The following is a 21,173-nucleotide window of genomic DNA, read 5'->3' as shown; positions in this document are numbered from 1 at the left end:
GGCGGACGCGGCCCGGGAGTCCCGGCTCCCCCCGACCTTTGTCACGTTCTCCGCGCGACCCCCGTCTGTCATCCTGAGGCGATTGGCCTTGGACCAGAGGGGATCCATGCATACGACCCGTTTCCTGCCGGCCGCGCTCGCGGCATCGGTGGCGACCCTGTTGCTGGCCGGTTGTGGGCCGGCCGATGCGCCGCCGGCTGGCGCCGCCCGCTTCGGCGACATCGCATTCGAACCGTGTGCGCTGAAAGGCGCGGCCGGTGTCGAACCGGTAGCCGCGCAATGCGGCACGCTCGAGGTCGCCGAGGACCCGTCACGTCCTGACGGCCGCCGCATCGCCCTGCAGCTGGCCTGGCTGCCGGCCAACAAGGGCAGCGCGGTCGGCACCGGCGACCCGGTGTTCTTCCTCGCCGGCGGCCCCGGCCAGGCCGCCACCGAACACGCCGCTACCGTCCAGCGCATGTTGGCCGACGTCGGCAAGCAGCGCGACATCGTGCTGGTGGACCAGCGCGGGACCGGCGGCTCCAACCCGCTCGACTGCCGCGCGGCGGACGGCACGCCGCTCGAACTCGACGCAATGGTCGCGGCAACGCCGGAGGCGATGGCCGCGTTCGCAGGCAAGTGCGCCGCCGGGCTGGAAGGCCGCGCCGATCCGCGCTTCTACACCACCACCGACGCCGTGCGCGACCTGGACACGGTGCGCGCCGCGCTCGGGGTCGAACAGGTCAACCTGGTGGGCGTGTCCTACGGCACGCGGGTGGCGCAGCAGTACGCGATGACCCACCCCGACCACGTGCGCACGGTAGTGCTGGACGGCGTCGCGCCCAACGACCTGGTGGTCGGTGGCGAGTTCGCCCGCACCCTCGAAGACGCGCTGGCGCTGCAGTCCGAGCGTTGCCGCGCGCTGCCCGACTGCCGCGAACGCTACCCGGTCGACATGCGCGAGCAGCTGCGGACGGTGATGGAGCGCCTGGAGGCGGCGCCGGTGGAGGTGGAGTACCGCGACTCGCGCACCGGCCAGCTGCGGCGCGACACGGTCACCGCCGACGCCGTCGGCGGGCTGGCCTTCATGTTCTCCTACGTCCCGCAGACCGCGTCGCTGCTGCCGTTGATGATCGACGAGGCCGCCAACGGCCGTTACGCGCCGCTGATGTCGCTGGTGCAGATGAGCGGCGAGCAGATGCAGGGACAGATGACCCGCGGCATGCAATGGTCGGTGCTGTGCGCCGAGGATGCCGGGCGCTACCGGCCCGACGCAGCCGACGGCGAGACCATCGTCGGCAGCGAGCTGGCGCAGGCGTTCTTCGCGCCGTGCTCGGTGTGGCCGCACGGGCAGGCGCCGGAGGGGTTCCATCGTCCGTTCGAGTCCGACCTGCCGGTGCTGCTGCTGTCGGGCGAGCTCGACCCGGTGACGCCGCCGCGCTACGGCGAGCGCGTCGCCGCCCACCTGGCCAACGGCCGCCACCTGGTGCTGGAGGGACAGGGCCACAACGTCGCCCCGGTCGGCTGCATGCCCAAGCTGCTCGGGCAGTTCATCGAGAGCGCCGATGCCAAGGCGCTCGACGCGTCGTGCCTGGAGCCGCTGACCTACGTGCCGCCGTTCGTGCATTTCAACGGGTGGTCGCCGTGAGCCGCGTCCGACCCGCCCTTCGCCACGCGCCGCGCCAGCACCGGCTGCATGAGGAACCGACCGCATGATTTCCGCCGACAACCTGCACAAGTCATTCAAGACCAAGACCGGCGTGGTCAAGGCCGTCGACGGCGTCCGTTTCGAGGCGCGGGACGGCGAGATCACCGGCCTGCTCGGCCCCAACGGCGCCGGCAAGACCACCACCCTGCGCATGCTCTACACGCTGATGACGCCCGACAGCGGCTCGGTCAGCGTCGATGGGATCGACACGGCCGCCAACCCGACCGCGGTGCGGCGCGCACTGGGCGTGCTGCCCGACGCGCGCGGGGTCTACAAGCGCCTGACCGCGCGCGAGAACATCGCCTACTTCGGCGAGTTGCACGGCATGTCGAGGGCCGACATCGATGCGCGCACGAAGGCGCTGTCGGCCGCACTGGACATGGAGGAGATCCTCGATCGCCAGACCGAGGGCTTCTCGCAGGGCCAGCGCACCAAGACCGCGATCGCGCGCGCGCTGGTGCACGACCCGCGCAACGTGATCCTGGACGAGCCGACCAACGGCCTGGACGTCATGACCACCCGCGCGATGCGCGAGTTCCTGCGCCAGCTGCGCGCCGAGGGCCGTTGCGTGATCTTCTCCAGCCACATCATGCAGGAGGTCGCCGCGCTGTGTGACCGCATCGTCATCATCGCCAAGGGCCAGGTGGTGGCCTCGGGCACCGCCGACGAACTGCGCGAGCGGTTCGGCGAGACCAACCTGGAGGACGCCTTCGTCAAGGCGATCGGCACCGACGAGGGCCTGCACGCATGAGCACCGGCAACGCATTCTTCCGCCAGTTGTGGTCGGTCGCCCGCAAGGAGCTGCGTGACTTCGCCCGCGACCGTCGCACGCTGGCGCTGACCCTGTTGATGGGTCCGCTGCTGTACCCGGCGATCATGCTGGGCATCGGCACGATGGCCGAGAGCCGCGCGCGCACCCAGCTCGACGAGACCCTCAAGGTGCCGGTGGTCGGTGCCGAACACGCACCGCACCTGGTGGCCTTCCTCGCCGGCCATGGCATCGAGGTGGCCGAGCCGCCGGCCGACGTCGACGCGGCGATACGCGAGCAGACCTTCGATGCCGCGCTGTCGGTCGACCCGGCGTTCGCCGAGGACTGGCGCGCGGGCCGGCCGGCGCGTGTCGACGTGGTCCACGACAGCACCCGCCGCAACGCCGAGATTCCGGTCAAGCGCCTGCAGGCCGCCCTGCAGGCGTATGCCGGCCAGGTCGGCGCGCTGCGGCTGTATGCCCGCGGCATAGACGCCACGGTGACCCAGCCGATCGCGCTGGGCAGCCGCGACCTGGCAACGCCGGAAGCCAAGCGTGGCGTGCTGCTGTCGATGCTGCTGCCGTACCTGCTGATCCTGATGTCGTTCCTGGGCGGCGCCTACCTGATCATGGATGCCACGGCCGGCGAACGTGAGCGGCAGTCGCTGGAGCCGCTACTGGCCACGCCCGCCTCGCGCGGGGCGATCGTCAGCGGCAAGATGATCGCCGCCTGCCTGGTCGGCATCGCCTCGCTGCTGCTGACGCTGCTGGCGTTCAAGCTCAGCGCGCAGTTCGCCGGTGGCATGGCGCAGATGCTGGACGTGCGCTTCGCGGCCATTGCCAAGCTGCTGCTGATCCTGCTGCCGATGCTGTTCATCGGCACCACGCTGCTCAGCTACCTGTCGGCCGCCTCCAAGAGCATGAAGGAGGCGCAGAGCCACATGACCTGGCTGATGCTGCTGCCGATGCTGCCGATCATGCTGCTGGCGGTGAACCCGCTGAAGTACGAGCCGTGGCAGTTCGCGGTGCCCTTCCTGGCCCAGAACCAGATGATCCAGAAGGTGATCCGGGCCGAACCGGTGGACCCGCAGACCTGGACGATCTACCTGGCGGCGGGGTTCGGATTGGCGGCGGTGCTGTGGTTCGCGGCGGTGCGCCGCTACCACCAGGAGAAGCTGGCGATCTCCGGGTGAGCAACACGCCCTGCCGATAAAGGAAAAGCCCGGCGATTGCCGGGCTTTTCCGTTTGGCCGGTCCGCTGGGCGCGGCCGGTGTGGTTCAGCCGCCGGGATTGAAGCCGATCGCGCGACGGGTGGTGACCGGCGCCGAGATCGGCTGGAAGCGCCAGCTCTGCACCGCATCGAGCGCTGCACGGTCGAACACCCGCGCCGGCTCCGAACGCACGACCCGCGCCGAGGTGACCGAGCCGTCGGTGCCGACGGTGTACTCGACCACGACCTCGCCGGTCTGGCGGGCGCGCAACGCATCACGCGGGAAGGTCGGCGCGGCCATCGACAGCGGACGCAGGTCGGCGGCGGTCGGGGCGGCAGCGGCCGAGGCACGGGCGGCGGCGGCCCGCTGTTCGGCGGCCCGCTGCTCGGCTTGCTGCTGGGCGATGCGATCGGACTCGGCCTTGGCTTCGGCGGCTTCCTTGTCGGCGGCCTCCTTCTGGGCCAGTTCGCGCGCGGCCTGTTCCTGCTGGCGCTTCTGGTCGGCCAGGCGCTGGCGCTCGATCTCGACCTGGCGCGCGGCCTGCTCCTCGGCGCTGGTGGCCTCGGCGGCAACGCGCGCGACGGCGGCCTTCTCGCGTGCCTCGATGTTGGTCTTCAGGCGGTCCAGCGCCGGATGGGTCGGCTGGGCCTTCTCGACCAGTGCGGCGAGCCGGCGGGCCTCGTTGAAGTCCTCGCGGGTGATGCTCTGCTCGGTCGCGATGACGGTCATCGGCAACAGGTCGGTCAGTGCACTGGATGCACCGGCGTCATCCGGCGCCTTGTCACGCAGCGCGAGGTAGTACTCGACCGCGTTGTTCTCGACCGGGGCGTACAGGCGATTCTCGCCGTAGGCCTTGCGCGCGGCCTCGCGCAGTTCGTCCACGCTGAGCGCGCTGACCGCGTCGGAGACGGCGGTCTCGGCAGTCGGCACGGGTGGCGCCTGGGTTTCGGCGGTGGTGGCGGGCGTGGCCGGGGCGGCGCCCCCCGGCGCCTCCTCGCTGCCACAGGCGGCCAGCGCCAGCCCGACGGCCAGCACCAGCGAGAGTCTTGCAACGGCAAAAGGACGGCTCGGCTGCCGTTCGCGGTTTGAAACGATCATGACGGAATTCCCCCTGAAGTGCGGCCGTGTGGGCGCACAGGCACAAGGTCACGACAGCGCGAGGCCTTTGTCAAGCAGGGCCGGCGCACGGACCGTCGGCCGGATCCGAAAAATGACAGCCGTCACACTTTGCCAAGCGCCCGGCCGGCGGGTCCGGGACACCTACTTGCCGATGCAGAAGCTCGAGAAGATGTGCCCGAGCAGGTCGTCGGCATGGACGCGCCCGGTGATCTCGCCCAACGCATCGTGGGCGGAGCGCAGAGCTTCCGCAGCCAGGTCCAGCGACTCGTGCGCGAGGTGGCCGCCGGCGTCGGCGAGTTCGGCCGCGGCGCGCTCCAGTGCATCCACGTGGCGGCTACGCGCGGTGAACGCGCCCGTGCCCTCCGCCGACTCGTCGCCCGCCAGCGCCTTCAGGCGTGCGTGCAGGCCATCCAGGCCGGCACCGCTCAGCGCGGAAAGCAGCAATGGCGGTCTGTCATCGCCGAACCGCGGGATAGCGGCGGGCAGCGACGACGCCGATGCATCGGGATCGGTCGCCGACGCCAGCAGGTCGGCCTTGTTGAGGATCCACAGGCGCTGCGGGACCGCCGCGATCGCATCGGCGACCGCCTCGCACCCGGCGACCGGGTCGCGTGCATCGAGCACCACGATCGCCAGGTCGGCGCGGGCGAGTTCCTCGTGCGCGCGGCGCATGCCCTCGCGTTCGATCGTGTCGCCGCCCTCGCGCAGGCCCGCGGTGTCGACCAGCGAGAGCTCCACGCCATCGATGCGCACGACTTCATGCAGCAGGTCGCGTGTGGTGCCGGCGATGTCGGTGACGATCGCGCGGTCGCTGCCGGCCAGCGCGTTGAGCAGCGAGCTCTTGCCGGCATTGGGCGGGCCGACGATCACCGCGTGCAGTCCGTCGCGCAGGCGCCGGCCGCGTCGCGCGGCAACCAGCAGCGCATCGAGTGCGTCGACCGCTGCCGCGAGCCGCTTTCGCAGCGCGTCACCACCCAGGGTGTCGAGCGGTTCGTCGGCGAAGTCGATCGCCGCTTCAACGTGCACCCGGATCGCGAGCAAGTCGGCGGCCAGCGCATCGACCCGGCGCGAGAACTCACCGTCCAGCGCACGCCGTGCCGCGCGGGCCGCGCGCGCGTCGCCGGCCGCGATCAGGTCGGCCACCGCCTCGGCCTGGGCCAGGTCGAGCCGGCCTTCGAGGAAGGCGCGCTCACTGAATTCGCCCGGGCGCGCGATCCGCGCGCCGAGTGCGCAGCAGCGTGCCAGCAGGGCCTGCATCACGGCGACGCCGCCGTGCCCCTGCAGCTCCACCACGTCCTCGCCGGTGTAGCTGGCCGGCCCGGCGAAATACAGCGCGATCCCATCGTCCAGAGTGCTGCCGTCGGCGTCGTGGAACCGCGCGTGGTGGGCGTGGCGCGGCCGCAGGGTGCGCCGCGCGATCGCCTCACCGATGGCCCGCGCGTGGCCGCCGGACAGCCGCACGATGCCGACGCCACCGGCCCCCGGGGCGGTCGCGATGGCGGCGATGGTGTCGCGGTCGGTCATGGCTGGCCCGTGCGGAATGTCGAACGCCCAAATGGAAAGCCCGCCGGGCGGCGGGCTTTCGTCACCGGCGGGGCCAGGCTCATGCCTTGGCCGGCGCCTCGCTGTACTTCCTGATCATCCACCACTGCTGGGCCAGGCCCAGTCCCGCGTTGGTCACCCAATACAACACCAGGCCGGCCGGGAAGAACGCGAACATGACGCCGAACACCAGCGGCATGAACTGCATCATCTTGGCCTGCATCGGGTCGATGCCGGTCATCGGGTTGAGCTTCTGGGTCGCCCACATCAGCGCCATGTTGATGACGGGCAGCACGAAGTACGGGTCGCGCGCGGTCAGGTCGTCGATCCACAGGATCCACGGCGCGTGGCGCAGCTCGACCGACTCGGCCAGCATCCAGTACAGCGCCAGGAACACCGGCATCTGCACCAGCAGCGGCAGGCAGCCGCCGACCGGGTTGATCTTCTCCTTCTTGTACAGCTCCATCATGGCCTGCTGCAGCTTCTGGCGGTCGTCGCCGTAACGCTCCTTGAGCTGCGCCATGCGCGGCTGGAACTTGCGCAGCTTGGCCATCGACTTGTACTGCGCGGCCGACAGCGGAAACATCACCGCCTTGATGATCACCACCAGGCCGACGATCGCCCAGCCCCAGTTGCCGAACAGGCCGTGCAGCTTGGCCAGCACCCAGAACAGCCAGCCGGCCAGGGTCGCCATGATGCTGAACCGGCTGAAGTCGATCGCGCGCTCGAGCCCCGGCACCTGCTGGGACTGGATGTTGGCCACCAGCTTGGGGCCGACCCACAGCCGGGCCTGGGTGGCGGCGGTCGCGCCGGGCGCGACGTTGACACCGGGACCGAGCTCGCGGATCAGGTAGTGGGTGCCACCGGTACCGCTGGGGGTGGCCAGCGAGAACGTGCTGGTGTCACCGCGCTCGGGGATCCACGCGCCGAAGAAGTGGTGCTGGAGCATCGCGATCCAGCCGCCGGTGACCTGCAGGTTGAGCGGGCCGTCGTCGACGAAGTCCTCGTAGTCGCGCCGGTCGTACTCGCCGCCGCCGAACCACGCCGCGCCCTGGAAGCTGTACTGCTCCACGCTCATCGGACCGGACGACTTGAGCGCGCGCGGCACGCGGCTGAGCTGGCGGTAGACGAAGCCCTGCCACGGCGAGGCGCCGTTGTTGACCACCTCGTCGCGGACCTGCACCACGTAGTCACCGCGGTTGAAGGTGTAGGTGCGGCGGATGGTCACGCCGTCGGCGCCGGTCCAGGTGAACGGAACCACCACCTGCTCCTCGCCCGCGTCGAGCGAGAGGTCGGCGCCCGGAGCGAGCGCGGCGCGGTCGAACTCGAACCCGGCCTGGTGCGACGGCGCGGCGCCGCTGTTGCTGACCCAGCCGCTCTGGGCGACGAAGTAGTTGGCCGGGTCCTGCGCGAACAGGCGCACGGGCGGGCTGTCCTCGTCGGCAGTGCTCGGGTAGCCCAGCAGGTCGGCCTGGCGGATCTCGCCGCCATCGAGCACGACCTCCAGCACGTCGGTGCGCACCGTGACCGCGGTGGCGGCCGGTGCCGCGGCGCTGGCACTGGCGGCCGGCACGGGCTGACCCGCCACCGGCACGACCGGGGCGGCGTCGACCGACGGGACGCTGGCGTCGCCGGGCAACGCGGGCATGCCCGCGACCTCGCTGGCCGGCGACGGTATCGCCTGTTCCTTGTCCCACGCCATCCACAGCAGGGTGGCCACCATCAGCCAGGCGAAGATCAGGAATACACGGGTCTGGTTCATGGGTAACCGGCAGGCTCAGCCGCCGCCCGAAGGCGGCGCGGGAAAAGGTGGGGATGGCTCGGCCGAGTCGGCCGGCGCCGGCATTGTGACGGCCGCCGCGGATGCCGGCAACGCGGCCTGCAGGGCACCGGCACGGCGCAGCAGGTCGAGGAAGGCCGTCCGCAGCTGCGGACCGGTGCACTGGGCGGCGGCCGGCCGGGCGACGACGACGTAGTCGCCACCGGCGAGGCGGCCGCGGTGCTCGCGGAAGCTGTCGCGCAGGACGCGCTTGATCCGGTTACGGCCGACCGCACGGCGGTCGACCTTGCGCGACACCGCCAGGCCCAGCCGCGGCCCGGTTTCGGGCGCGGCGGGCACGACGACCTCATCCGGCGACGGCCGGTGCCAATGCAACGCAAGCACGGGCAGCGCCACGCGCCGGCCGTGCTTGAATATGCGGTCGAAGTCGGAACGCGCGCGAACCCGCGCGGTGCGCGGGAAGCGGTTCGTGGTCATCTGGAAGGCGACGGCGGCGATGGGCGGCCGTCGCGACACTACGTGCGGCCCGGGATACCCGGAACCGGCAACGTGGTGATCAGGCGCAGAGACGCTTGCGGCCCTTGGCGCGGCGACGCGCGAGGATCTTGCGGCCGTCGGCGGTCGCCATGCGGGCACGGAAGCCGTGGTCGCGCTTGCGCTTGAGGTTGCTGGGCTGATAGGTGCGCTTGGTGGCCATGGTACGGCTCTGGGGTTTATGCGGAACCGGAAATTCTAGCGGCCGCCCGATGGTGCGGTCAAGCCGGCCCGGCCTTTCCCTGTTCCCCGGCGGTGCCCGGTGCTAGTCTGGCCGGCCCTATTCGCCCCGGCGCCGAGGCCCTCCGGCCGCGCGCGGGGTCCGTCCATGTCTTCACGCACCACGGTCATTACACACCCTATGGACGTCTGGCCCCGCTGCCTTGAACGCCTCGAAGCCGAGTTTCCGGCCGAAGACGTCCACACCTGGCTCAAACCCCTGCAGGCCAGCCGCCGCGACGGCGCCACAGTGCTGTACGCGCCCAACGCGTTCGTGGTCGAACACGTCCGCGAGCGCTACCTGGACCGGATCCGCGAGCTGCTCGGTCACTTCGCCGGCAACGACGATGTCAGCCTGGAGGTCGGCTCGCTGCCGCGCCCGGCCGCCCCGGTGGCCGCCGCGCCGTCGGCCCGTCCCACTGCCGCCCTGCCCTCCGAGCCGTTCGTGGGCAACCTGGACAGCCACTACACGTTCGACAACTTCGTCGAGGGCCGGAGCAACCAGCTCGGCCGCGCCGCCGCCTGGCAGGCCGCGCTCAAGCCCGGCGACCGCGCCCACAACCCGTTGCTGCTGTACGGCGGCACCGGCCTGGGCAAGACCCACCTGATGTTCGCCGCCGGCAACGCGATGCGCGCGGCCGACCCGTCGATGCGCGTGCTGTACCTGCGCAGCGAGCAGTTCCTGGCCGCGCTGATGAAGGCGCTGCAGGACAAGACCAATGGCATGGCGGCGTTCAAGAAGCAGTTCCAGCAGGTCGACGCGCTGTTGATCGATGACATCCAGTTCTTCGCCGGCAAGGACCGCACCCAGGAGGAGTTCTTCCACACCTTCAACGCGCTGATCGACGGCAAGCAGCAGATCATCCTCACCTGCGACCGTTTCCCACGCGAGGTCGAGGGGCTGGAGCCACGGTTGAAGTCGCGGCTGGGCTGGGGCCTGTCGGTGGCGATCGACCCGCCGGACTTCGAGACCCGCGCCCAGATCGTGCTGTCCAAGGCCGCCGAGCGTGGCGCGCAGATCCCCGAGGAAGTGGCCTACCTGCTGGCCAAGAAGATGCGGTCCAACGTGCGCGACCTGGAGGGCGCGCTCAATACGCTGGCAGCCCGCGCCAACTTCACCGGCCGGGCGATCACGACCGAGTTCGCCCAGGAGACCCTGCGCGACCTGCTGCGCTCGCAGCAGCAGTCGATCTCGATCCCCAACATCCAGAAGACCGTGGCAGACTACTACGGGTTGCAGATCAAGGACTTGTTGTCGAAACGGCGGACCCGCTCGCTCGCCCGTCCGCGCCAGATGGCGATGGCGCTGACCAAGGAACTGACCGAGCACAGCCTGCCCGAGATCGGCGACGCGTTCGCGGGCCGCGACCACACCACCGTGCTGCATGCCTGCCGCCAGATCCGCAGCCTGATGGAGACGGACGGCAAGATGCGCGAGGACTGGGACAAGCTGATCCGAAAGCTCAGCGAGTAGCGTTCGACCGGGTGCGCGAACGATGTGCACCGGTTGAGGACAAGTTGTGGACAAGCCGGCCCGGCCGGCACGCCCGCAAAATTGTCCACAGCATGTCCCCGGCTCCGGCGGGGAGTTGTCCCGGAGATTGAAGGGCTACAAAACGCCGTAAGTTCAACGAGTTAGGCGTGTTTTCCCGGATTTCCGGACGCTCCATCACCACCAAGCTTTTGATTTATTCAACTCTTTTGTATTGGGCATAGGGGAAGGACCGCATGCGTTTCAGCCTGCAACGCGAAGTGTTTCTCAAGCCGTTGGCGCAGGTCGTCAACGTGGTCGAACGGCGACAGACCCTGCCCGTGCTCGCCAACCTGCTGGTCCAGGTGCGCGACGGACAGTTGTCGCTGACCGGCACCGACCTGGAAGTCGAGATGGTCTCGCGCATCGCGGTCGAGGACGCCGCCGATGGTGAAACCACGATCCCGGCGCGAAAGCTGTTCGACATCGTCCGCGCCCTGCCCGACGGCAGCCGTATCTCGATCAGCCAGAGCGCCGACAAGGTGACGGTGCAGGCCGGGCGCTCGCGCTTCACCCTGGCCAGTCTCCCCGCCAACGACTTCCCGTCGATCGACGAGGTCGAGGCCACCGAGCGCGTGCGCGTGCCGGAAGCGACGCTGAAGGAGCTGATCGAGCGAACCGCATTCGCGATGGCCCAGCAGGATGTGCGCTACTACCTCAATGGCCTGCTGTTCGACCTCCGCGAGGACAGCCTGCGCTGCGTGGCGACCGACGGCCACCGCCTCGCCCTGTGCGAGGCAGCCTACGAGGGCAGCGCCCAGACCAAGCGGCAGATCATCGTGCCGCGCAAGGGCGTGACCGAGCTGCAGCGGCTGCTGGAAGGTGGAGAGCGCGAGCTGGAGCTGGAAATGGGCCGAGGCCACATCCGGGTCAAGCGAGACGACGTGACCTTTACCAGCAAGCTGATCGATGGCCGGTTCCCCGACTACGAGGCGGTGATTCCGATCGGCGCCGACAAGGAGGTCCGGATCGACCGCGAGGTCCTGCGCGCCTCGCTGCAGCGCGCCGCGATCCTGTCCAACGAGAAGTACCGCGGCGTCCGCATCGAGGTTTCGCCGGGCCAGCTGAAGATCAGTGCGCACAACCCCGAGCAGGAAGAGGCGCAGGAAGAGGTCGAGGCCGACACCCGGGTCGATGACCTGTCGGTGGGTTTCAACGTCAACTACCTGCTCGACGCATTGACCGCGTTGAAGGACGAGCAGGTCACCCTCGCCCTTCGCGACGCGAACTCCTCTGCGCTGGTGCGCGAGGCTTCCAACGACCGCTGCCGCCACGTCGTCATGCCGTTGCGGCTGTAACGCGAACGGTGTTCCACGTGGAACAAACTGAGTCTGAATGCGCGCCCGGCCCGTCCGGGCGTGCTGCTGTGTGGCAGACGCGCAGCCCGGCAGAGGGGGCGGTGTGCGGGTAACCCGACTCGATCTTCGCAATGTCCGGCGCTTCGAAGAGGCGAGCTGGCGCCCGGGCCCGGGACTCAACGTGATCACCGGCGACAATGGTGCGGGCAAGAGCACCGTGCTTGAAGCGCTGCATCTCATGGCGTATGGCCGCAGCTTCCGGGGACGGGTGCGCGATGGCCTGATCCGGACCGGAGCGCCGGCCCTCGAGGTATTCGTCGAATGGCAGCAGGTCGGGTCCGGGACGCCGCATGCCGGGGGTGGCGTCACCCGCCGTGCAGGATTGCGCCACTCCGGCGCGGACTGGAGCGGGCGGATCGACGGGGCGCAGGTGAGCCAGTTGGGCGAACTGATCGCGGCGCTCGCCGTTGTGACCTTCGAACCGGGCAGCCATGCGCTGGTGAGCGGTTCGGCAGACACGCGACGTCGGTATCTGGATTGGGGCCTGTTCCACGTGGAACACGAGTTCATGCCGATCTGGCGCCGGTACTCGCGCGCCCTCAAGCAGCGTAATGCGCTGCTGAAGTCCCGCGGCGGCTCCGCGCAGCTGGACGCCTGGGATCACGAGCTGGCGACCGCGGGTGAGCAGCTGTCGAGCCACCGCGAGGGCTACCTGACGATGCTGGAGCCCGCGTACCGTCAGATCGGGCGGGATCTTGTCCCTTCACTGGGGGATGTCGCCCTGGAATACGCGCCAGGCTGGCGCCGCCATGAGGTGCCGTTGGCCGATGCGCTGCTGCTAAACCGCGCGCGCGACCAGCAGGCCGGCTTTACCTCGGTCGGCCCCCACCGCGCCGACTTTCGCCTCGGTTTTTCCGCCCTCCCCGGCCGCGAAGCCCTGTCCCGCGGGCAGGCGAAACTCGTGGCACTATCGGCGCTGCTCGCCCAAGCCCAACATCTGGCGTCCTGGTGCGGGGAATGGCCGGTCATCGCCCTCGATGACCTGGCTTCGGAATTGGACCACTCGCACCAGATGCGCGTCATTGAACGGCTTGGAGCCAGTGGCGCGCAGGTACTGGTGACCGGCACCGCGGTACCTGCGGCGCTCGCGTCCGGCTCGTCCGGTGTCGTTCGGTTCCACGTGGAACATGGCCGGATCGCGCCCGCGGAGCCCGCCTGAATCAGCCGTTGGACAGCCTGCCGCAGGCTTCGGGTGGCCGCGTCCGCTATACTTGAACCCACTTATTACAGTGATTTTCGGCATGGGGCGTCCGTCCGGACGCGCCACGTCGTCGGAGCCCGTTGCGCATGACCCAGATCGAGCACGAACCTTCGTCGCCCCAGGACCCCGAGTCGGGCAACGCCCAATCGCAGGCCTACGACTCCAGCAAGATCACGGTCCTGCGCGGCCTCGAGGCGGTGCGCAAGCGTCCCGGCATGTATATCGGCGACGTGCACGACGGCACCGGCCTGCACCACATGGTGTTCGAGGTGGTCGACAACTCGGTCGACGAGGCGTTGGCCGGGCACGCCGACAACATCATCGTCACCATCCACGAGGACGGCTCGGTATCGGTGCTCGACAATGGCCGCGGCATGCCGGTGGACATCCACAAGGAAGAAGGCGTTTCCGCCGCCGAAGTCATCCTCACCGTCCTGCACGCGGGCGGCAAGTTCGACGACAACAGCTACAAGGTCTCCGGCGGCCTGCATGGTGTCGGTGTGTCCGTGGTCAACGCCCTGTCCGAGCACCTGGGGCTGGACGTCTGGCGCGACGGCTACCACCACCGCCAGGAGTACTCGCTGGGCGAGCCGCTGTACCCGCTCAAGCAGGTCGAGGCGACCACCAAGCGCGGCACCCTGCTCCGCTTCAAGCCGTCGGTCGAGATCTTCAGCGACGTCGAGTTCCACTACGACATCCTGGCCAAGCGCCTGCGCGAGCTGTCCTTCCTGAACTCGGGGGTCAAGATCACGCTGCAGGACGAGCGTGGCGAGGGCAAGCGCGACGTCTTCCAGTACGAGGGCGGCATTGCTTCCTTCGTCGAGCACCTGGCCCAACTCAAGAACCCGCTGCACCCCAACGTGATCGCGGTGTCGGGCGAACAGAATGGCATCACCGTCGACGTGGCGATCCAGTGGACCGACTCCTACCAGGAGACGATGTTCTGCTTCACCAACAACATCCCGCAGAAGGACGGCGGCACCCACCTGCAGGGCTTCCGCGCGGCGCTGACCCGGACCCTGACCAACTACATCGAGCAGAACGGCATTGCCAAGCAGGCTAAGGTGAACCTGTCGGGTGACGACATGCGCGAAGGGATGATCGCGGTGCTGTCGGTCAAGGTGCCGGACCCCAGCTTTTCCAGCCAGACCAAGGAGAAGCTCGTCTCATCCGAAGTGAGACCCGTTGTTGAGCATACTTTCGGCGCACGTTTGCAGGAGTTCCTGCAGGAACACCCGCAGGAAGCCCGTGCCATCTGCGAAAAGGTGGTCGACGCCGCCCGTGCCCGCGAGGCGGCCCGCAAGGCCCGCGACTTGACCCGCCGCAAGGGCGCGCTCGATATTGCCGGGCTGCCCGGCAAGCTGGCCGACTGCCAGGAGAAGGACCCGGCGCTCTCGGAGCTGTTCATCGTCGAGGGTGACTCGGCCGGCGGCTCCGCCAAGCAGGGCCGCAACCGCAAGAACCAGGCGGTGCTGCCGCTGCGAGGCAAGATCCTCAACGTCGAACGCGCGCGGTTCGACCGGATGCTGGCGTCGGCCGAGGTCGGCACCCTGATCACCGCGTTGGGCACCGGGATCGGCAAGGACGAGTACAACCCGGACAAGCTGCGCTACCACCGCGTCATCATCATGACCGACGCGGACGTCGACGGCAGCCACATCCGCACCCTGCTGCTGACGTTCTTCTACCGGCAGATGCCCGAATTGCTCGAACGCGGCCATATCTACATCGGCCTGCCGCCGCTGTACAAGATCAAGCAGGGCAAGAACGAGCTCTATCTCAAGGACGACGCGGCGCTGGATGCGTATCTGGCCGGCAACGCGGTCGAGAACGCGTCGCTGGTGCCCGCCGACGGCGAGCCGCCGATCACCGGCGGCGCGCTGGAGAAGCTGCTGCTGGCCTACGCCGGCGCTCGCGAGACGATCGCCCGTAACGCCCACCGCTACGACCCGCTGGTGCTGGAGGCGCTGATCGACTTCACCCCGCTCGACACCGAGCACCTGAGCGAGAACGTCGACGAGCGCCACGAGCTCGACGCGCTGGAAAAGCGACTCAATCGCAGTGGCCTGGGCAAGCCGCGTTATGCGGTCAGCCTGCAGCCGGCCACCGACGCCCACCCGGCCGCGCTGCTGGTCCGCCGAACCCACATGGGCGAGGAACTCCTGCAGATGCTCCCGCTGGCCGCGTTCGAAGGCGGCGAATTGCGTGCGGTCCGCGAGGCCGCTGCCCAGTTGCACGGTCTGGTCCGCGAGGGTGCGCAGATCGTCCGCGGCAACCGCGCGCAGCCGGTCGACAGCTTCGCCGAGGCCCAGGCGTGGCTGCTGGAGGAAGCCAAGAAGGGTCGCCAGATCCAGCGGTTCAAGGGCCTGGGCGAAATGAACCCCGAGCAGCTCTGGGAGACCACGGTCAATCCGGAGACCCGCCGGCTGCTGCAGGTCCGGATCGAGGACGCGGTCGCGGCCGACCGGATTTTCAGCTGCCTGATGGGCGACGTGGTCGAGCCGCGCCGCGAGTTCATCGAGGAAAACGCACTGCGCGTGTCCAATCTCGACATCTGAACCAGTCCCGCGTGCTTTGACGGCCCATTCATCCGGGGCGGCTTACAAGAACCGTCCCGGAACAGGAATCGCGCCCATGAAATCCGCGCCCATCAAACCGTTGCTGCTCGGCCTGGCGATCGCGGCGGTCACCGCCGCCTGCGCCACCACCACCTCCCCCACCGGCCGTACCCAGCAGGTCGGCGCGGTGCCCCAGGAGCAGCTCAACCAGATGGGCGCGCAGGCGTTCGCCGAGTACAAGGCGAAGCTGCCGCAGAGCACCAACTCCAGCCAGACCGCCTACATGCGGTGCGTGGTCAGTGCCATCACCCGCCAGCTGCCCTCGGGCTGGCAGACGGGCTGGGAAAGCGCGCTGTTCGTCAACAAGGAGCCCAACGCGTTCGCCCTGCCCGGCGGCAAGGTCGGCCTGTACACCGGGATCTTCAGCGTGGCCCGCAACCAGGACCAGCTGGCCGGCGTCATCGCGCACGAGATCGGCCACGTCGTCTCCCGCCACCATGACGAGCGTGTCACCCGCCAAATGGGCGCGCAGGCCGGCATCGGCATCCTTGGCGCGCTGGTCGGGTCGCAGTACGGGTCGGGCGCCGCGCAGACCACGCAGCAGCTCGGCGGCGCCGCGGTCCAGGCCGCGTTCCTGCTCCCCAACAACCGGGCGCAGGAGTCCGAGGCCGACATCGTCGGACAGCGCCTGATGGCAGAGGCGGGGTTCAACCCGGAACAGGCGGTCAACCTCTGGCAGAACATGATCGCCGCGGGCGGGAGCCGAGGTCCGGAGTGGCTTTCCACCCACCCCGAACCGCAGAGCCGTATCGCCGAGCTGCGCGCGCGCGCGGCCGACCTGATGCCGGTGTACCAGCAGGCGCAGGCAGCCGGGCGCAAGCCCAGCTGCGGGTAAGCACGAAAAAACCCGACCCACAAGATGGCGGCCGAAGCGGGCTTTCTGCTAGGTTCACCCCCCTTGGACAACGCTGCATCATCCGTCCGCGATTCCTGTGGGGCCCCCATGACAATCCAGATCTCCCGATACCGCCGTTCGATGGCGCTGATCGCCGGTGCCGCGATGGCGCTGACGCTGTCGCCCGCCGTGCTGGCCCAGGACACCGGTGCCAACCCCGCGTCCGACCAGCGCATCGAACGGCGTGAGCGTTCCGACCGGCGCAGTTCCCGGGCCTCGAAGGAGGCGCAGCAGCGTTACCCGCTGGCCACCCGCGAGTCGCCGGGGCTGAAGACCTCGGGCCGCACGGGCAAGAAGCTGCAGGAAATGGTCGACCTGCAGGCCGAGGGCAAGTCCGCCGAGGCGGGCGCGATCGCCGCATCGCTGCTGGCCAGCGAGGACACCAGCAACTACGAAAAGGCGCTGGCCGCCCAGACGGCAGCCCAAGTGGCCTACGACGCCGGCGATACCGCCAGGGCGCTGGAGATGTTCGAGCGGATCGTCGCGCTCGATGCGCTCGACAACAACAACCACTACGCGATGATGCTCAACCTCGCGCAGCTTCAGCAGCAGCAGAAGCAATACGAGCAGTCGCTGGCGACCTACGACCGTTTCCTGGGCGAAACCGGCGGCGGCGACGCCGAAGCCCTGATGATGAAGGGACAGACCCTGTTCCTGATGGACCGCAACGAGGAGGCGGCTGCCGTCATGCAGCAGGCCATCGATGCCAGCGACGATCCGAAGCCGGAATGGAAGGCGCTGCTGATGCAGGCCCATGCGCGAAGCGGCAATGCCGACGAAGCGGTGCGGATGGCCGAGCAGGTGGCCGCCGCCAAGCCCGACGACCGCCGCGCCCAGCTCAACCTCGCCGCCGTGTACCAGCAGGCGGGGATGCAGGACAAGTCGCTGGCGGTGCTGGAGAAGCTGCGCACCGGCGGCCAGCTGACCGAGGCGGTCGAGTACCAGCAGCTGTACACCACCTACATCAACATGGAAGGTAAAGAGGCCGAGGCGATTGCCGTTATCAACGAAGGCGTCGACAAGGGCATCCTGGCCGAGGACTTCAACACCAGCGTTGCGCTCGCGCAGGCGTACTATTTCTCCGGCCAGATCGCGCCGGCCATCGAGGCCTACCGCAAGGCGGCCCCGCTGGACGACGACGGCAGCACCTACCTCAACCTCGCCAAGGTCCTGCTCAACGAGGGACGTGACGCGGAGGCGGGTGAGGCCGCCGGGCGCGCGCTCGAGAAGGGCGTCCCGGACCCGGCGGAAGCACGCGGCATCATCAAGGCCGCGAGCGACTAACCGGCATCACGAAAACGCCAGAATCCGCTTGGAACCGCCAACGGACTTTGGTATATCCTAGGAGGTTCCCGTGGCGTCAAACCCCATGAGAGCCAGACCTCCCGCGGCGCCTGCCAGCGCCCGGCTTTCCTCCCCGAGCTGACGGCGCAATGACGCAAGACTTGGAAAACCCCGTTAACACACACGACGACCGCGACGAAGGGTTGAACTGGGCACGTATCGCCGGTATCACCATGGCGATCGCCGTCCACTGTGCGGCACTGCTGCTGCTGCTTGCGCCGATGGCGCCTCCGCCGCAGGACAAGGCCGAGGAAGAGGTGACCTTGGTGAACATCATCAAGCCACCACCGCCGCCCCCGCCGCCGCCGCCGCCGCCGCCGGAACCGCCCAAGCCGATCACTCCGCCTAAGGAGCTGTCGCCGCCGAAGCCGACCCCGCTGCCGCCGCCGCCCGAGCCGCCGCCGATCGTGGTGGACGACCCGAGCCCGGTCGACGTCCCGGCGCCGCCGCCGGCCCCGCCGGCGCCGCCCGCCCCGCAGGACACGCTGGGTTCGGTCGATCCGTCGTCGAAGTCGCGCAACCCGCCGACCTACCCCCCGAGCGCGCTGCGTGCGCAGATCGAGGGCACGGTGATCCTGGTCATCAGCATCGATGCGCAGGGCAACGTGATCGACATCGACGTCGAGAAGTCCAGTCGCAACCGCGACCTGGACCGCGCGGCGGTCGACGCGGCCCGCAAGTGGCGTTTCAACCCGCAGATCGAAAACGGTGTCGCGGTTGCGAGCCGGGTTCGCGTCCCGGTCGATTTCAACCTCAACTGACCACGGCCGGGATGGCCCCAGGTTCATCCCCGGCACACGCGGTTGAGTCACAGTTGCTGTAACTCGTAGTCCCTTCTTCCACGACATCTAAAGGTAAGCGTCATGCTTCAGGAAACCACCACCGCCGCTGCTGCTGCCGGAGGCAACAACGCCGAAGCGTTCCAGCAGATGAGCTTCTCCCACATGGTCCAGGCGTTCGACCTGGTCGCATGGATCGTGTTCCTCACCCTGGTCCTGTTCTCGGTCCTCTCGGTCTACTGGATCGTGGTCAACCTGATCAAGAACATGCGCCTGCGCAGCAGCTCCGACCGCGTCATCGGCACGTTCTGGGAAACCACCAACGCGCAGGACTCGATCCGCTACATGGAAGAGCAGAAGCGCAGCGAGCCGTTCTCCAAGATCGCGCTCGACGCCGCCCAGGCCGCCGCCCACCACCAGCGCCACGAGGGCTCGCGCCTGGTCGAGTCGCTGAACCGCTCCGAGTTCGTCGACCGCGCCCTGCGCCAGGCCGTCACCCGTGAGTCGATGCGTCTCGAGTCCGGCCTGACCCTGCTCGCCACCGTCGGTGCGACCGCGCCGTTCGTCGGCCTGCTCGGTACCGTGTGGGGCATCTACCACGCCCTGATCCGCATCGGCATCAGCGGCAATGCGTCGATCGACGCGGTTGCGGGCCCGGTCGGCGAGGCGCTGATCATGACCGCGATCGGTCTGTTCGTCGCGATTCCGGCGGTGTTGGCGTACAACTTCTTCACCCGCATGAACCGCGTCACGAACAGCAAGTTCGACACCTTCGCGCACGACCTGCACGACTTCTTCGCCACCGGTTCGCGCGTCGGCGAGCTCGCGGCCAAGCGCTGAGCGCGGTCGCACTAACAGGTTAGTTGGAGTTCGATATGGCCTTCAGTTCAGGCAACGATAGCGGCGGCCCGATGGCCGAAATCAACGTCACGCCGCTCGTCGACGTGATGCTGGTGCTGCTGATCATCTTCATGATCACGGCACCCCTGATGTCGCACAAAGTGAAGGTCGAGTTGCCGGAGGCCGACGTGGCCAATCTGGAACAGCTGGCCCCCGAAGTGCCGCCGATCACGTTGGCGGTCACCCAGGACGGCAAGCTGTTCTGGAACGACGAGCCGATCACCGCCTCGTTGCTTGAGAGCCGGCTGTCGGTCGAGGCCCAGAAGACCCCGCAGCCGCAGGTCAATGTTCGCGGCGACAAGACCACCAAGTACCGCGTCATCAAGGACGTGGTGCAGGTTGCCCAGCAGCAGGGCATGCGCAAGGTGGGCTTCGTCGCGATCAAGGATCGCTCCAACTAATCCGGAGACCAGGACATGGCTTTCAGTTCCAACTCCAGCGGCGGCGCGATGGCCGACATCAACGTGACCCCGCTGGTCGATGTGATGCTGGTGCTGCTCATCATCTTCATGGTGACCGCCCCGATCGCGTCGTACCCGATCGAGGTCAACCTGCCGCAGCGTTCGACCCAGCCGCCGCCGCCGACCGATCCGCCGCCGCCGATCAAGCTGCGCATCGACGCTTCGGGTCAGATCTTCTGGAACAACTCGCCGTACCCGGTGTCCGCTATCGCGGGCATGATGCGCGAGACCGTCCAGCGTGATCCGACCAACCAGCCGCAGCTGGAAATCGACGTCAACCCGGATGCCGATTACGGCATCCTCGCCAAGGTTCTGGCACACGCGAAGTCCGCCGACATGAAGAAGATCGGCTTCGTCCAGAACTGACGGCTGCACCACCACAAAGACGCTTACTGTCGTATTGGAAACGCCGCCTCCGGGCGGCGTTTTTTTTTGGGTGTACGCGAGAGCGAACCGGGCGACTAGGCGGCCCGGAGGATCGCCAGGTACGACTGCACCGTCGGTGCCAGTCCGTCGTACAGCGCTTCCGACACCAGGGCGTGTCCGATCGACACCTCCAGAACGCCCGGGACAGCGCGCAGGAACGCCGCCAGGTTGGACTGGCTGAGGTCGTGACCTGCGTTGACCCCCAGCCCGGCACTGCTTGCGTGCCGGGCGACGGCGGCGAAGCGCGCGAGCATGGCCTGGCCCGTACCGGCGGCCATGGCCTCGGCAAACGGCCCGGTATAGAGCTCGATGCGGTCGGCGCCGGTGGCCGCCGCGTGCTCGATCCCGGCATCGTCCCGGTGGGCGTCGGCGAACAGGCTGACCCGGCAGCCGAGCCCATGCAGCTGCGCGACCAGCGGCCGCAGCCGGTCGCGATCACGGGCGAAATCGAAGCCATGGTCGGACGTGAGCTGGCCGTCACCATCGGGCACCAGCGTGGCCTGCGCCGGCCGCGCGGCCTCACACAGCGCCAGGAAACCGGGGTAACCGGGCCGGGGCGGGGCAAACGGGTTCCCCTCCAGGTTGAACTCCACGCCACGCGAGCGCGTCAGCCCGGCAAGCGCGAGCACATCGTCGGCACGGATGTGGCGCGCGTCGGGCCGCGGATGCACGGTGATGCCATGGGCACCGGCTTCAAGGCAGGTCGTGGCGGCGCGGAGTACATCGGGTTCGCCGCCGCCGCGCGAATTTCGCAGCACGGCGATCTTGTTGACGTTGACGCTGAGGACGGTCATCGGCAAAGCGTAACGCGCCCGTTGC

General features: G+C 68.7%; 19 protein-coding genes. 13 read left to right on the top strand and 6 right to left on the bottom strand.

Annotated features, from left to right (window positions below; all coding sequences use genetic code 11):
• Positions 1-106: 106 nt before the first annotated feature.
• The 3 genes from KOD61_RS00180 to KOD61_RS00170 all read left to right on the top strand — a co-directional run bounded on the left by KOD61_RS00180 (position 107) and on the right by KOD61_RS00170 (position 3,628).
• Positions 107-1,627: an alpha/beta hydrolase gene (locus KOD61_RS00180; RefSeq protein WP_215219085.1), complete on the top strand. Its 1,521-nt coding sequence runs from the start codon at positions 107-109 to the stop codon at positions 1,625-1,627.
• A gap of 64 nt (positions 1,628-1,691) precedes the next feature.
• Complete coding sequence (locus KOD61_RS00175) at positions 1,692-2,438, top strand: ABC transporter ATP-binding protein (RefSeq protein ID WP_215219084.1); 747 nt, start codon at positions 1,692-1,694, stop codon at positions 2,436-2,438.
• Entirely contained in the window at positions 2,435-3,628 is a 1,194-nt protein-coding gene (locus KOD61_RS00170; RefSeq protein WP_215219083.1) for an ABC transporter permease, read from the top strand. Before KOD61_RS00175 ends, KOD61_RS00170 begins: the two co-directional genes overlap by 4 nt.
• Positions 3,629-3,713: 85 nt before the next feature.
• Here the strand turns inward: KOD61_RS00170 and KOD61_RS00165 are convergent, their stop codons facing one another.
• The 5 genes from KOD61_RS00165 to rpmH form a co-directional block, all read right to left on the bottom strand.
• Positions 3,714-4,745, bottom strand: a complete 1,032-nt coding sequence (locus KOD61_RS00165) for an energy transducer TonB (RefSeq protein WP_215219082.1) — start codon at positions 4,743-4,745, stop codon at positions 3,714-3,716.
• Positions 4,746-4,907: 162 nt separating this feature from the next.
• A complete protein-coding gene (mnmE, locus tag KOD61_RS00160) occupies positions 4,908-6,290 on the bottom strand; it encodes a tRNA uridine-5-carboxymethylaminomethyl(34) synthesis GTPase MnmE (protein WP_215219081.1) in 1,383 nt (460 codons plus the stop codon).
• A 79-nt stretch (positions 6,291-6,369) separates the two neighbouring features.
• Positions 6,370-8,070 (bottom strand): membrane protein insertase YidC, encoded by a 1,701-nt coding sequence (gene yidC, locus KOD61_RS00155; RefSeq protein ID WP_215219080.1) that lies wholly within the window; start codon positions 8,068-8,070, stop codon positions 6,370-6,372.
• A gap of 15 nt (positions 8,071-8,085) precedes the next feature.
• Positions 8,086-8,565 carry a ribonuclease P protein component gene (gene rnpA / locus KOD61_RS00150; RefSeq protein WP_215219079.1) on the bottom strand — a complete coding sequence of 160 codons (480 nt, stop codon included), beginning with the start codon at positions 8,563-8,565 and terminating at the stop codon, positions 8,086-8,088.
• 79 nt (positions 8,566-8,644) lie between these two features.
• Positions 8,645-8,785, bottom strand: coding sequence for a 50S ribosomal protein L34 (gene rpmH, locus KOD61_RS00145; RefSeq protein ID WP_031374044.1), 141 nt, complete (start codon positions 8,783-8,785; stop codon positions 8,645-8,647).
• Between the two features lie 198 nt (positions 8,786-8,983).
• Here rpmH and dnaA point away from each other — a divergent pair, with 198 nt between their 5' ends.
• The 10 genes from dnaA to KOD61_RS00095 all read left to right on the top strand — a co-directional run bounded on the left by dnaA (position 8,984) and on the right by KOD61_RS00095 (position 20,294).
• Positions 8,984-10,315 (top strand): chromosomal replication initiator protein DnaA, encoded by a 1,332-nt coding sequence (gene dnaA, locus KOD61_RS00140; RefSeq protein ID WP_215219078.1) that lies wholly within the window; start codon positions 8,984-8,986, stop codon positions 10,313-10,315.
• A gap of 254 nt (positions 10,316-10,569) precedes the next feature.
• Complete coding sequence (gene dnaN / locus KOD61_RS00135) at positions 10,570-11,670, top strand: DNA polymerase III subunit beta (protein WP_215219077.1); 1,101 nt, start codon at positions 10,570-10,572, stop codon at positions 11,668-11,670.
• A gap of 103 nt (positions 11,671-11,773) precedes the next feature.
• Positions 11,774-12,889 (top strand): DNA replication/repair protein RecF, encoded by a 1,116-nt coding sequence (recF, locus tag KOD61_RS00130; protein WP_215219076.1) that lies wholly within the window; start codon positions 11,774-11,776, stop codon positions 12,887-12,889.
• 128 nt (positions 12,890-13,017) lie between these two features.
• A complete protein-coding gene (gene gyrB / locus KOD61_RS00125; RefSeq protein WP_215219075.1) occupies positions 13,018-15,489 on the top strand; it encodes a DNA topoisomerase (ATP-hydrolyzing) subunit B in 2,472 nt (823 codons plus the stop codon).
• Positions 15,490-15,565: 76 nt separating this feature from the next.
• Positions 15,566-16,384 (top strand): M48 family metallopeptidase, encoded by an 819-nt coding sequence (locus tag KOD61_RS00120; protein WP_215219074.1) that lies wholly within the window; start codon positions 15,566-15,568, stop codon positions 16,382-16,384.
• Positions 16,385-16,492: 108 nt separating this feature from the next.
• Entirely contained in the window at positions 16,493-17,728 is a 1,236-nt protein-coding gene (locus KOD61_RS00115; RefSeq protein WP_215219073.1) for a tetratricopeptide repeat protein, read from the top strand.
• 149 nt (positions 17,729-17,877) lie between these two features.
• Positions 17,878-18,549: an energy transducer TonB gene (locus KOD61_RS00110; RefSeq protein WP_215219072.1), complete on the top strand. Its 672-nt coding sequence runs from the start codon at positions 17,878-17,880 to the stop codon at positions 18,547-18,549.
• A gap of 102 nt (positions 18,550-18,651) precedes the next feature.
• Positions 18,652-19,407 (top strand): MotA/TolQ/ExbB proton channel family protein, encoded by a 756-nt coding sequence (locus tag KOD61_RS00105; RefSeq protein WP_215219071.1) that lies wholly within the window; start codon positions 18,652-18,654, stop codon positions 19,405-19,407.
• 35 nt (positions 19,408-19,442) lie between these two features.
• Positions 19,443-19,868, top strand: coding sequence for an ExbD/TolR family protein (locus KOD61_RS00100; RefSeq protein WP_215219070.1), 426 nt, complete (start codon positions 19,443-19,445; stop codon positions 19,866-19,868).
• Positions 19,869-19,883: 15 nt separating this feature from the next.
• On the top strand, positions 19,884-20,294 hold the full coding sequence (locus KOD61_RS00095) for an ExbD/TolR family protein (protein ID WP_215219069.1): 411 nt from the start codon (positions 19,884-19,886) through the stop codon (positions 20,292-20,294).
• A gap of 95 nt (positions 20,295-20,389) precedes the next feature.
• Here the strand turns inward: KOD61_RS00095 and KOD61_RS00090 are convergent, their stop codons facing one another.
• The gene (locus KOD61_RS00090) at positions 20,390-21,148 is read right to left on the bottom strand and encodes a pyridoxine 5'-phosphate synthase (RefSeq protein WP_215219068.1); all 759 of its coding nucleotides are present in this window, start codon (positions 21,146-21,148) and stop codon (positions 20,390-20,392) included.
• Between the last annotated feature and the right edge of the window lie 25 nt (positions 21,149-21,173).

The organism is Lysobacter luteus (genome assembly GCF_907164845.1).
Classification (GTDB): Bacteria; Pseudomonadota; Gammaproteobacteria; order Xanthomonadales; family Xanthomonadaceae; genus Novilysobacter; species Novilysobacter luteus.
This window is presented reverse-complemented; position numbering and strand designations above follow the sequence as displayed.

Bases quoted from the DNA above. Each gene is read 5' to 3' on its own strand.
- KOD61_RS00180 (WP_215219085.1), top strand. From the start codon at position 107: ATGCATACGACCCGTTTCCTGCCGGCCGCGCTCGCGGCATCGGTGGCG.
- KOD61_RS00175 (WP_215219084.1), top strand. From the start codon at position 1,692: ATGATTTCCGCCGACAACCTGCACAAGTCATTCAAGACCAAGACCGGC.
- KOD61_RS00170 (WP_215219083.1), top strand. From the start codon at position 2,435: ATGAGCACCGGCAACGCATTCTTCCGCCAGTTGTGGTCGGTCGCCCGC.
- KOD61_RS00165 (WP_215219082.1), bottom strand. From the start codon at position 4,745: ATGATCGTTTCAAACCGCGAACGGCAGCCGAGCCGTCCTTTTGCCGTT.
- mnmE (WP_215219081.1), bottom strand. From the start codon at position 6,290: ATGACCGACCGCGACACCATCGCCGCCATCGCGACCGCCCCGGGGGCC.
- yidC (WP_215219080.1), bottom strand. From the start codon at position 8,070: ATGAACCAGACCCGTGTATTCCTGATCTTCGCCTGGCTGATGGTGGCC.
- rnpA (WP_215219079.1), bottom strand. From the start codon at position 8,565: ATGACCACGAACCGCTTCCCGCGCACCGCGCGGGTTCGCGCGCGTTCC.
- rpmH (WP_031374044.1), bottom strand. From the start codon at position 8,785: ATGGCCACCAAGCGCACCTATCAGCCCAGCAACCTCAAGCGCAAGCGC.
- dnaA (WP_215219078.1), top strand. From the start codon at position 8,984: ATGGACGTCTGGCCCCGCTGCCTTGAACGCCTCGAAGCCGAGTTTCCG.
- dnaN (WP_215219077.1), top strand. From the start codon at position 10,570: ATGCGTTTCAGCCTGCAACGCGAAGTGTTTCTCAAGCCGTTGGCGCAG.
- gyrB (WP_215219075.1), top strand. From the start codon at position 13,018: ATGACCCAGATCGAGCACGAACCTTCGTCGCCCCAGGACCCCGAGTCG.
- KOD61_RS00120 (WP_215219074.1), top strand. From the start codon at position 15,566: ATGAAATCCGCGCCCATCAAACCGTTGCTGCTCGGCCTGGCGATCGCG.
- KOD61_RS00115 (WP_215219073.1), top strand. From the start codon at position 16,493: ATGACAATCCAGATCTCCCGATACCGCCGTTCGATGGCGCTGATCGCC.
- KOD61_RS00110 (WP_215219072.1), top strand. From the start codon at position 17,878: ATGACGCAAGACTTGGAAAACCCCGTTAACACACACGACGACCGCGAC.
- KOD61_RS00105 (WP_215219071.1), top strand. From the start codon at position 18,652: ATGCTTCAGGAAACCACCACCGCCGCTGCTGCTGCCGGAGGCAACAAC.
- KOD61_RS00100 (WP_215219070.1), top strand. From the start codon at position 19,443: ATGGCCTTCAGTTCAGGCAACGATAGCGGCGGCCCGATGGCCGAAATC.
- KOD61_RS00095 (WP_215219069.1), top strand. From the start codon at position 19,884: ATGGCTTTCAGTTCCAACTCCAGCGGCGGCGCGATGGCCGACATCAAC.
- KOD61_RS00090 (WP_215219068.1), bottom strand. From the start codon at position 21,148: ATGACCGTCCTCAGCGTCAACGTCAACAAGATCGCCGTGCTGCGAAAT.